The organism is Methanobrevibacter sp. (assembly GCF_017940815.1).
Taxonomy (GTDB): domain Archaea; phylum Methanobacteriota; class Methanobacteria; order Methanobacteriales; family Methanobacteriaceae; genus Methanocatella.
In genome coordinates this window covers 1-11,705 of record NZ_JAGAXX010000016.1, presented here as the reverse complement: position 1 = coordinate 11,705, position 11,705 = coordinate 1, and the positions used below count along the sequence as shown (strand labels likewise).

Below are 11,705 nucleotides of genomic sequence, written 5' to 3'. Positions count from 1 at the left end.
TTTAAAACGAATATACAATGAAACAATACAAAATGAGCTCATACACCATGAAAACAAACAAAATACCTAAAAATAATAATAAATTCAAAAAAAAATTTTTAAAAAAATAATTAATTTTGAGTCGTCCTCAAAAAAGAAAAAGTTTAAGAGAATATGATTCTCTTATTTTTTGATTTTAATAGTTGATTTTGCTTTTTTAGCTTTCACATACTTGTTAGCAGATGTAACAACTACCTTGTGTTTTCCAGCTTTAAGTTTGTTGGTAAGGATTTTAGCAATACCTTTTGCGTTTGTTTTAGCAGTGTAGGATTTTGCTTTTTTACCTGTGTAAACTTTCATTTTAACTTTAACTCCGGAAATTGCCTTTTTGGTTTTCTTGTTGGTAACTGTTACTTTGAAGTACTTTTTAGCACCTTTTTTAGCAGTTAGTTTTTTAGGAGTTAATTTAGCTGGTGCTTTTTTAACAACGATTTTTGAAGTTACCTGTTTAGCGGTAAAGTCTTTTGCATCTGCACCTGCAACTTCAACTTTATATTTTCCAGGTTTCAAGTCGATTAATAATTTTAACTGACCGTTAGCGCCGGTAGTTCCGTTGTAGTTGTAGTATTTGTTTTTGGAAACATAGATTTTAATGTTAAGTTTTGCATCATAGATAGGTTTTCCGTTTTTGGTGTTAGTTAACTTTATAGTAAAGTATTTTCCACCTTTGTAGTATGTAGTTACTTTTTTAGCAGTGATTTTTGCACTAGCCTTTTTAACTGTAATAGTTTTTGTAACTGTGGTTCCTTTGTATCTAGTATCTGCAGTACTTACAGCCATTGAATGTTTTCCAACTGGTAGAGATGCTGAGAAAGACACTTCTCCTTTACTGTTTGCTTGGAAAAGATATGTTTTATTAACATTTTTGTCTATTTGAACTAAAATGATAGCTCCAGCCACTGCTTTACCTGTTGCTTTATCGGTAATCTTGATTGTTGCAGTGGTTCCAGTGTTATAGTAAACGGTTACATCTTTAGCGTTGATTACAACAGGTTTTGGAAGAATGGTAATAGTGCCTTTAACTTCTTTTTTATTCATGTTTGTAGTGTCGTTGTTGCTTATGGTTACGTCGTAAGTTCCGCTGACTAATCCGCTAACTGCAATTTCACTGGTACCGTTAGCATTGGTCTGGAAGTAGTAGTCTTTACCAGAAGTTTGAGGCATGTACAAGTGTAAGATAACACCAGTAGCCGGTGCTCCACTTTTAGCGTTGGTTACAGTGATTTTAACTTTTTTAGTGGTACCGAACTCTTCCTCAAATGGATCGATTTTAATGTTGAGGTTTGCTTTGGTAACTGTTAAGTTAGTTTTAAGTTTTTTATCCTTATTATTAGTAACATTAACATTTCCACTTGCTTGGATTTCAACTGCATGGTCACCAACTTTTAACTCGGGCATTGCTAAAGTGGTACTGCTTTGGTCGAATTCATATAAGTTAGCATTTTTAAATGATGCAATACCATTTTTATCAGTTGTTGCACTGAATCCTGCTCTAATATTACCTGTTGTGTATAATGATATGGATTTACCTGCAAGAGGTGCATTATTATCATCAACATCAACTAATTGGAATGTGAAATTACCATCTTTATATTCGTTTTCAATAGTTTTAGCAATAATCAATGCATTGTAAATTCTGTTCAATGTAACATTTTTAGTGGTAGTTTCATTGTAAGTAATAGTTAAGTTAGCGGTTGTGAAATTACCGTTTTCAAGTTCAAATTTAATAGTTCCATTTACAATATCCCAATTGGTAACTTCAATAGTTTTAGTTGCATTTCCATCTTTGTAAGTAACGTTAATTTTAGTGTTACTTTTATTGAAGTCAAATGTAGCTACTCCATCGGTGATATTGATTATTTGAATTTCACCTTTTTTAGTGGAATTGACGTTTACTGAAGTTCCATTGGTGTTGATTTCAGATGCACCATGTACATTAATTATAACATTAGCTTTTGAGGTATCGTTGACTGCATTGCCTTTGAATGTAAGTGTTAAATTGTAAATGCCTTTTTTCAAACCGGTTAATGTAACTTCTCCGGTACTTGCATTAAACTTATTGATAGCTACACTTTTTGTAATGGTCAAATTTTCTTTAGTGATGTTAAGTCTTCCATTAGGGCCAGTAACATTCACTATGAATGTCGCATTTTGGCCTTCATTAATTTCAATCACTGTAGGATCAATTGTTAATGTTGTTTGGTATTTAACCTGAACCTTTTTAATAATTGATGCGCCATTTGCAGTGTAGTTAATTGTTAAATTAGTAGGAACTGCCTTAATATTATTGATTGTAATAGCTGTTCCATCAAATGTCCAGTCTGGTGTGTTGTCGTCATCGTACGTGATGTTGGTATAGTTTTTTAAATCATTATAATTTTCAACACCGTCTGTGAGTCTTGCTGGAATTTTCACGGTTGTTCCATTGGTACCTACAACAGTTGGAACATCCTCTAAAGTTTTATTTCCATATACTTTTAATAAATAATTTGTTTTACTTGGATTGTAGGTTTCATTTCCTAAATAGCTGATTGTCAAATTATGTGTTCCAGCAGCTAATTTATCCAATATTGTAATATTTGCATTGGTATATGAGAATGCTATTTGAGTTTTTCCTTCTGTAATATTGAAGTTATTTTTGCTTAATCCATTAATTACATTGGATTCGTTGTCTTTAACAGTTACTGTGATGTTTTTCTCTTCGTCATATCCGAATTTTTGCTTATCACCGGTAGTAGCCGTTATTGTAGTATTAGTTTTTTGTGCTGTATCTCCACTTGACACGACATTATCGTCGACTTCTTCTATGTCGCTAGTGAGAGCAACACTGTCGTCTGCACTTGCCAATTGCATGTCACTATCTGCAGCGACATCTTCGCTAGCACATGCAGATCCAATGCTTACTAACAGGAATATTGCCATTGCCATCAGTAAGACATAAGAGTTTTTAAGTTTCATAACTTTTTATCCTCCTTTTGATGAAAACCTTATTTAATTGAAAAATAGTTTAAGATTTTCAGTACTAAAATCTTAGATTTTGTAACATTAATAGTTTTAATTTTCATAATATATAAATTCATTCATGATTTATAGTTATTAAATTCAAATTTATTTTATAATAATTTATCTGAATTTGAACACGACATGAAATTTTATATTATCGATAATAGTAAAAAAAGAATTGTGAAGAATAAAGTTATTCTTCAATGTATGAATCGATGTCAATATCCAAATCGTCACAGATTCCTTTCAATTGTTCGTATAATTTTTCATCGATTGCAACACCGTTTTCTTCAGCCTCAGCAATTCTTTTGACTTCAAGGTCTCCTGGAATTGCAACAGTTTCTCCGGTAGCTCTGACCTGTGAGATGAAGTCTTCAGTGTCTGCCTTGAACTCGTCGAAGTCACCAAATTTGGAAGGGTCAATTACTACGTATAAGTCTCCTTTAGTACAGTCCTTATCTGGTGAAGCGGTACCGGTTACTCCGTGACCATAGCCTGCTTTTACTAGAGGTCCGGTTAGGATTTCAATTAATAATGCTAATGCGTATCCTTTAAATCCTCCGAATGGTAAGATTGAACCTTCAAGTGCTGCTTCAGGGTCATTTGTTGGGTTTCCGTCTTTGTCTAATGCCCAACCGTCAGGCAAGTCAAGGCCTTTCCTTTTGGATTCGATGATTTTTCCACGTGCGGTGACTGAAGTTGCCATGTCCACTGTAATGTATGAATCGGATGGGATTCCTAATGCAACAGGGTTGGTTCCGATTAATGCTTCCTTACCGCCTAAAGGTGCGATTGCAGGATCGGTGTTTGCTAAAACTAATCCGATACAGTTTTCTCTTAATGCTAAATCAGAATAAAATCCGGTAACTCCAAAGTGGTTTGTATTGTGAACACCAACGCAAGCGATACCTACTTCTTTAGCTTTTTTGATTGCAATTTGCATTGCCTTGTAGGATACTGCTTGTCCGAATCCGCTGTTACCGTTGATTAATGCGATTGCAGGAGTTTCCTTTTCAATGGTAATGTTTTCTTCCAAGTTGATTGTTCCTGCTTTGATACTAATTAGATATTGTGGGAATCTTCCAAGTCCGTGGGAGGTAAATCCTTTTAAGTCCGCATCCACGGTAGCTTCTGCAACTAATTCCTGGTCCTCTTCGCTAGCTCCGAGCTTAGCCAATATTTCCTTTACAAGAGCCATTTCGTTATCTTTCATTATCTTCATTTTCACACCCCTCAATTAGTATTCAATAACGGATCCTTCAAAAGCGGTAACAGTGATTTTTTCATCGTCTGTAACTTTACCGATAATTTGACATTCGCAGTACTCTTTTAAAGTTTCCATGATTTTATCTGCTTCTGATTCTTCACAGATAACTACAAAACCGACACCCATATTGAAAACTTTGTACATTTCCTTGATGTCAACGTTTTGGTCATAAATTAACTTAAATATTTCTGGGACTTCCGGAAGGTCATTTATCTCATATCCCACACCTTTTTTCAAACGTCTGAGATTGGTAAATCCTCCACCTGTAATGTGGGCAAGTCCATTTATATTGTATTCTTTTTCAAAAAGTGCAACAATAGGTTTAACATATAATTCAGTTGGTCTGATTAACTCTTCACCGATTGTAGTTTCACCGTTTGGCATTTTATCGTCAACAGTAAATCCTGCATCATCAAACAATGCTTTTCTAGCTAGACTGTATCCGTTAGAATGAATTCCATTACTGTTTATACCGATTAAAACGTTTCCAGGTTGGATGTTTTCACCGGTAATGATCTTATCGATATCTACAAATCCGATACCTGTTCCTGCAAGGTCGAAATCCTTGATGATTCCAGGTAATGATGCTGTTTCTCCTCCAATGATTGCAATTTTGGATTCGATTGCACCGGCAACAAGACCTTCAGCAATTTCAGCTGCTCTTTCAGGGTCTGGTTTTTCAACAGCAAGGTAGTCAACCAATGCGATTGGTTCTGCTCCGACACACAAGATGTCGTTTACCACCATTGCAATACAATCAATACCTACGGTATCGTATTTGTTCATCATTTCAGCAATTAAAATTTTACTTCCAACACCGTCAGTACTCATTGCTATTCCTTTGTCGCCTAATTTGACTAAAGCAGCATAATGACCACTGTCAGTGATAATATCTCTACATTCCAATGTTGATTTAAGTTTATCGGCTAAAGCAGAAACAGTAACTGCCTCTAAATCAATGTCAACACCGGATTCTGAATAAGTAACCATAATTACACCTAATTTTAAAAATAATATATGTTGTAATATGTTTACAACATATCAATATAGTAATATTTTTGTTTTATATAGTATTTATAAATTAATGTATTCTCACACAATCTAGATTAATTGGAGTTTTGGTCTCAATCTTATAACTTCTGTGGATTGATGATGCCAAGTCCACAGCTTTGTATGGGTCTCCGTGACAAGTGATGATTTTTTCAGGTCTTGGATTGAGTCTTTTGACATATTCCATCAATTGTCTTCTGTTGGAGTGACCACTGAATCCATTAATTGTTTTAACTTCCATTTTGACGCAGAATTGTCTGGTTCTTCCGTCATCATCTTCAAGAGGTATTTCCTTCCAACCTTTTTGAACCCTTCTACCCATTGATCCTTCGGATTGGTATCCTACAAAGATGATTGTGTTTCTCTCATCTTCACATAACCATTTGAAGTATTCGACTGAGTTTCCACCAGTTAACATACCTGAAGTGGATAGGATGATTGCAGGTTGTTTTGACTCGACGATTTCTTTTCTTTGGTCCCTGTTTTGAACCTTTTCAAACATGTCTGAGACAAATGGGTTTCTGCCCATGTGGAAGATTTGATCCCTTAAGTCTTTGCTTAAGTATTCAGGTCTTGCAGTGTGGATTGCAGTTGCTTCCCAAATCATTCCGTCAATGTAGATAGGTACTTCTTCAATCATTCCATGTCTCATGTACTCTTCAAGAACTACCATGAGCTCTTGTGCCCTTCCTACAGCAAATACTGGAACCAATACTTTTCCTCCACGTTTCAGTGTCTTGTAGATGGTTTTCATCATTTCTTTTTCAGCATTGTTTCTGGAAGGCTGCACGTCTTCCCTTCCACCGTAGGTACTTTCCATAATCACTGTTTCAGCACGAGGGAAACGAATGGTTGCAGGTTCAAGTAATCTTGATGGCTCATACTTGAAGTCTCCGGTGTAAACCAGGTTGTGAGCACCGTCTCCTATGTGCATGTGGGAAATTGCGGACCCTAAAATGTGTCCTGCATTGTGCAAGGTCAATCTGATGTCCGGTGAAATGTCAGTAACTTCACCATAATCGAGAGTTATGGTATTCTTGATTGCTTGTTTTACATGTTTTGATGTAAACGGCAATGGATTGCCTTCTCTGTGGGCAATGTCTAAATGATCGAATTGTAAAAGGGTGGTTAAGTCCCTTGTAGGGGTTGTACAGTAAACCGGCCCATCATATCCGTAATGGAATAGGTAAGGTACAAATCCACAGTGATCTAAGTGAGCGTGAGATATGATAACTGCATCCAGTTCCTCAATTGAAAATTCAGGCGCATTCAAGTATGGGAATGCATTCTTATTGTCTGATGCAGCAACGTTAACACCACAATCTAGTAAAACACGACTGTTAGGTGTTTGCAGTAACATTGATGAACGTCCTACTTCCTTGAATCCTCCCATTGAAGTTACTCTGGCCCAATCGTTAGGGTATTTGCTTCCTTGGTGGATTTGACGTCCTAAACGTTGTAGTAATTTTTTTCTGTCTTTACTACTATTTTTTTGAATAGTTCTTATCTGTCCAATGACATCTGAACTAATTGGAGGGGTTCTTAATATTTTAGGTGCCCATCCGGTGTTTTTAACGATATTTCTTGAGGTAACACCATATTTTCCGATAACGAGTCCTGGTTTTTTAGCGGTAATCACTACCTCACCAGTTACGGTGTCAAAGTAAATATCTGTAATTTCAGCTCCGTCCGGAACTATTTCATGAATTTTATTGATAGTTGGTTCTGGTTCAAGTAAAGCACTTTTGTCAGATCTAATAATAATTCTTTTTCTAAGTTCTTTTGCAAGTGATCTTATAAGATCGCCATTTTCAGTAATGATTTCTGGATTTTTAGTGTACACTACTACTTCTGGTCCTTCAAATTCCACTTTGGAAACCTGAATTTCATCTGGTAGTTTACCTAAAATCTCTTTTTTAATATCTTCTAAAATATCTGAAGTCATATAATCCCTTCAAAAAAAGTTTGTGTAGGAATATAGTTTATGAAAGCTTTTAAGCTATAAATAGTAAAATTTCATAAACTATCTACACTATTTATATAAAAAAATAGTTAGTTATGAAAAATTAGCTTACTTATATTTTTTCAAGAATCTCATTAATTTTTTCATTATCTAACATTTCAAAGCCGTTTGCATCTACTTTAGCGACTAAATATCCGTTCCCGGAGTATGTGTCACGTTCAGCAGCAGCTCTAATAGCTCTTATAGCTACTTCAATTCCTTCGTCAGTTGTTAAGTCATCTCTGAATCTGTCTTCAAGAACACCGTAAGCAACGATAGAACCTGATCCAGTTGAGATATAAGTATCTTCAATCATACCCCCTGCTGGGTCAAGTGAGTAGAGAGATGGTTTGTCTCCGTCCATTCCACCGAGTAATGTCTGAACATACATTGGTCCGGAACGTAAGATGTTTGCAGTTAATGATGCAGCTGCTTTAACACTGATGGTGTCATTGTTTCTCATTTGATATAATGATACTTCTGCTTCAATAACTTTCATTAAGCTTTGAGCATCTCCAACGGAACCAGCTATGGTTGTTACAATATGATCATCAATTTTAAATATTTTTTCTGCTACTTTGTGAGCTACAAGGTTTCCCATACTAGCTCTTCTTTCGCTTGCAAATACAACTCCGTCTTTACAGGTAATTCCAACGGTAGTTGTACCTTCTAGTATTTTATCATCCATTTAAATACACCTCTTATAAGTATTTAAAATATCTAATTTCAACTACTCATAGGTTAATATAACAAAATATAATTAATACTGGGTATTAATTTTATTTAAAATCAGAATCAATAATTAGTATAAACTAACAATATTAATATTAGATATTTGCATATATAAAGTTTTTCTTTTAGGTGGATTAATGAAATATAAAAAAATTGGGGATATTCTAATTCTTGATAATAAGTATCAAAATGAGGATTTTGAAGAATTGGCAAAAAAGCACAATGTTAAGACAATAATGAAAATCAACCATATTCAGGGAACAAAAAGGGAGCCGGTTTATCAAATTCTTTATGGAAGTGAGACAGAAACCATAAATAAGGAAAATGGATGTCTGTTTAAATTGGATTTGGCAAAGGTGATGTGGTCAAAAGGAAACAACAATGAACGGTTAAGGATAGCAAAGCTTGTTCGGGATGGGGAAACAGTAATTGACATGTTTGCAGGAATAGGTTATTTCTCAATACCTATTGGTGTTCATGCAAAAGCCAAGGAAGTGATATCCATAGAAATCAATCCGAATTCATATGCTTTTTTGTGTGAAAATATCAAGTTGAACAAGCTCGACAACATCACTCCTGTTTTGGGGGACTGCATGGTTGAAACTCTAAAATATAAGGCGGACCGTATCATCATGGGATATGTCAAGACAACCCACCATTATCTGAAGGTTGCTATAGACAGCCTGAACGAGGGGGGAATTCTCCACTATCATGAAACAGTTCCCGAAAAGCTAATGGAAACACGTCCAATAGAAAGGATAATCTCTCAGGCAAACGGTCGTGAGGTTGAATTGCTAAAAATAAATAAAATAAAAAAATATGCTCCTGGTGTGGAACATGTTGTAATTGACGCTAGGATAGATTAGATATATGCTCTAAAAGAGTGTCGTTCAGCCATTCCACATTGACGAATTTTTCGTAAACGCACAATCTTTCAATCAATTCGAATCCTGCATCTTCTGTTAATTTTTCAAGTTCATCAATTCCAGGCCAAGGGGATGTTATATTGACGAAATCAGGACTGACTGGTGAAACTCCACCCCAATCGTCCGCACCGCATAACAGGAAAATCTGTGCGGTGTCATTGTTAAGGTTTGGTGGAACCTGTATGCTGACATCAGTGTCTCCAAATACTAGACATCCTGCAATCACGGTTCTTATCATGTCCAAAAAGCTAGGTTCTGCCCAGTCTTCCATTTCAATTCCAGGAATCGGTGTGAAATTTTGGATAATCACTTCTTGAATGTGACCATATTCGTCGTATAGGTCTCTAATTGCAAGCAATGATTCGGCTATTTCCTCTTTGGTTTCTCCTATTCCAATCAATATTCCTGTGGTGTATGGAATCTTGAGTTTTCCCGCATTTCTTATGGTTTCTAGTCTGACTTCAGGATTTTTGCCCGGACTTTTATTGTGTGCAGGCAGTTCCATCAATCTTGATGATGAGTTTTCAAGCATCAATCCCATGGATGCGTTGACTTCCTTAAGCCTTTTCAAGTCATCATAGGAATAGTTTCCACCATTTGTGTGTGGAAGGAGGCTGGTCTCATCCAATGTCATTTGACAAATGTCGACAACATAATCAATCATCTTTTCATAACCGTATTCTGCCAATTTAATCCTAACGATTTCTTCTTCGTCAGCGTCTTCACCGAAAGCAAACATCGCTTCCTTACATCCATATTGTTCAGCTTCCTTTAAGCTTTCCAATATCTCTTCCTTGCTTTTAAGGATGATTGCTTCAGGATCGTCGGGATTCTTTTTAAAATTACAGTATCCGCAATCGTTTCTGCAGATTTCGGTCAATGGTATAAAAACATTTTTAGAATAAGTAATAAGATTATTCTCCCTATATTTTACAGTTTCAGACATGTATTTTATTATTTCACTGTCAGTTGAGTTTAATATTTGGAGAATATCTTCTTTAGATAAATTTAAGGTCATTGTTCACTCTTCTTTTTCGGAAACAGTTACTTCGACATAAAGTGGAGGAATTTCATTCTTGTCTTCCCAAATTGCAATAACCACATCAAAACTTGGAAGTTCAAAGACTTTGTATTCAACAACAAGTCCCATTGCTTCTAGTTCTTCTTGCATTCTTATGAAACCATGTTCATCAACGTCACCGGTTTCGGATGCGCTTGCTTTGATATGTTTGTCACCAGATTTGAGGATTTCACCAATCTTTTCTGAACTTGCGTCTACTTCTGTTCCATTTAGTTTTTCGCCTATTTCTGTAAGTTTTGCATCGAATTCATCAAGTGGTAAAACTTTTCTGGATCTTCCTCTAACAATTAATATGCTTTCATTGTTTATTGCAGGTCTGGAACCTTTGAATGCATCGAAAAAGCCCATTACTTCTCCTGCAATTTCATAAGTTTTTTTCATTAAATCAAGTCCTTAGATATTTAATTCTTCTTTGAGTTCGCCTAAGGTTGTTACTTTCTCAGCAAATGCATTGTGTCTGTGAATACTTTCCTGATTTTCCTGACGTGCAGTGATTAATGTGTCATCAGGGAAATCAGCATATTTGTTTACTATCTTTTCCATCATGTTTCTTACACAATCTTCAACAAACACTGGTTTTTGATGAGCATTCATTACTGTTGCGTTTTCATCAGGTCTTTTGAGTAATTCACATACTGGTGAACTCATTGAACTTTCAATAATCTCAATAAGGTCTTCTGCTTTAACTTTTTTGTCTTCAGGAACTTCAATTAATAATGTTCCAATTCCCCTTTGGTTGTGGGAAGCAAAAGTTACGGTATCTAAAACTTTTTGGGTAGTTTCTTCATCTAAGAACTCTAATAATTTATTTTTATCAGATTCTTTTACAGATTCCTGTGCACATGGACAAACGGTCATTCCAATTAGTTCAGCACCAACGCTTTTTCTTATTTCAATGTTGTCGTTCTCATCTCTGTAACCGACTGCTTTGGCTTTTAATTGAGCCATTTCCTGAGTCTTGTTTTTGGTCACTGGAGATTCTTTCATGAACATGAAATCTGTGGTCATTGAGATTTCAACACGTTTCGCATATTCGTGTTTAATCATCATTTTCTCTACAATTTTAGCGCATAATGATTCAACATCAACTGTTGAGTCTTTAGCTACATCTTCAAGAACTTCGCTTATAGCTTCCGGGTTCCTAGACATGTGTACGCCTTTTTGATTGCTTGGTAAATCTACAAAAGCATCAAAAGTAGGTAATAATATTATAGGTCTTTTATTTGTTCTTTCTAGTTGTAATAATTTTTTTACTCCGGTTACACCCACTCTTGTTAACTTAATAGGTATATTTGGAGCATCGTCTTGAGTATCGGGTAAGCAAACTGCCAATTTAATAACCTCGTTCTTAATTAAATATAATACTTTTTGTTTCTTTTTATTTATATACTTAAATGATTATTGTAACATTAATGTAACTCATGAAAAAAATATTATCCATATAAGCATCAATAAAAAATAATTATTTTTAAGGGAATTCTCCATAATTCTGTAATTTACTTTTTTTAATTATTTCATTAGATTATTGTTATTTTTATGTTGGATTTTCATAAAACGAGTGTATTTTCTGTTATTTTGATTTTAATGGATTATTTTTCTTTTTTG

9 protein-coding genes are annotated in these 11,705 nt (G+C 35.1%); 1 reads left to right on the top strand and 8 read right to left on the bottom strand.

Going from position 1 to position 11,705, the window contains the following annotated elements; all coding sequences use genetic code 11:
• Nucleotides 1-162 precede the first annotated feature (162 nt).
• The 5 genes from ILA26_RS02465 to psmB form a co-directional block, all read right to left on the bottom strand.
• Nucleotides 163-2,997: a hypothetical protein gene (locus tag ILA26_RS02465; RefSeq protein WP_292893726.1), complete on the bottom strand. Its 2,835-nt coding sequence runs from the start codon at nucleotides 2,995-2,997 to the stop codon at nucleotides 163-165.
• Between the two features lie 238 nt (nucleotides 2,998-3,235).
• Nucleotides 3,236-4,264: an L-sulfolactate dehydrogenase gene (gene comC, locus ILA26_RS02460; protein WP_292893724.1), complete on the bottom strand. Its 1,029-nt coding sequence runs from the start codon at nucleotides 4,262-4,264 to the stop codon at nucleotides 3,236-3,238.
• A 15-nt stretch (nucleotides 4,265-4,279) separates the two neighbouring features.
• A complete protein-coding gene (purM, locus tag ILA26_RS02455) occupies nucleotides 4,280-5,299 on the bottom strand; it encodes a phosphoribosylformylglycinamidine cyclo-ligase (protein ID WP_292893722.1) in 1,020 nt (339 codons plus the stop codon).
• A gap of 91 nt (nucleotides 5,300-5,390) precedes the next feature.
• Nucleotides 5,391-7,304, bottom strand: a complete 1,914-nt coding sequence (locus tag ILA26_RS02450; protein ID WP_292893720.1) for a beta-CASP ribonuclease aCPSF1 — start codon at nucleotides 7,302-7,304, stop codon at nucleotides 5,391-5,393.
• A gap of 130 nt (nucleotides 7,305-7,434) precedes the next feature.
• Nucleotides 7,435-8,049 carry an archaeal proteasome endopeptidase complex subunit beta gene (gene psmB / locus ILA26_RS02445; RefSeq protein WP_292893718.1) on the bottom strand — a complete coding sequence of 205 codons (615 nt, stop codon included), beginning with the start codon at nucleotides 8,047-8,049 and terminating at the stop codon, nucleotides 7,435-7,437.
• Between the two features lie 181 nt (nucleotides 8,050-8,230).
• Here psmB and ILA26_RS02440 point away from each other — a divergent pair, with 181 nt between their 5' ends.
• Nucleotides 8,231-8,959, top strand: a complete 729-nt coding sequence (locus ILA26_RS02440; protein ID WP_292893716.1) for a class I SAM-dependent methyltransferase family protein — start codon at nucleotides 8,231-8,233, stop codon at nucleotides 8,957-8,959.
• On the opposite strand, the gene cofG is transcribed toward ILA26_RS02440, so the two are convergent.
• The 3 genes from cofG to mptA are packed head-to-tail and all read right to left on the bottom strand — an operon-like array spanning nucleotide 8,946 to nucleotide 11,432.
• Complete coding sequence (gene cofG, locus ILA26_RS02435; protein WP_292893714.1) at nucleotides 8,946-10,037, bottom strand: 7,8-didemethyl-8-hydroxy-5-deazariboflavin synthase subunit CofG; 1,092 nt, start codon at nucleotides 10,035-10,037, stop codon at nucleotides 8,946-8,948. The two genes, ILA26_RS02440 and cofG, sit on opposite strands and share 14 nt — an antisense overlap.
• Nucleotides 10,038-10,040: 3 nt before the next feature.
• Entirely contained in the window at nucleotides 10,041-10,481 is a 441-nt protein-coding gene (locus tag ILA26_RS02430; RefSeq protein ID WP_292893712.1) for a DUF2120 family protein, read from the bottom strand.
• 12 nt (nucleotides 10,482-10,493) lie between these two features.
• Nucleotides 10,494-11,432 (bottom strand): GTP cyclohydrolase MptA, encoded by a 939-nt coding sequence (gene mptA / locus ILA26_RS02425; RefSeq protein WP_292893710.1) that lies wholly within the window; start codon nucleotides 11,430-11,432, stop codon nucleotides 10,494-10,496.
• Nucleotides 11,433-11,705 lie beyond the last annotated feature (273 nt).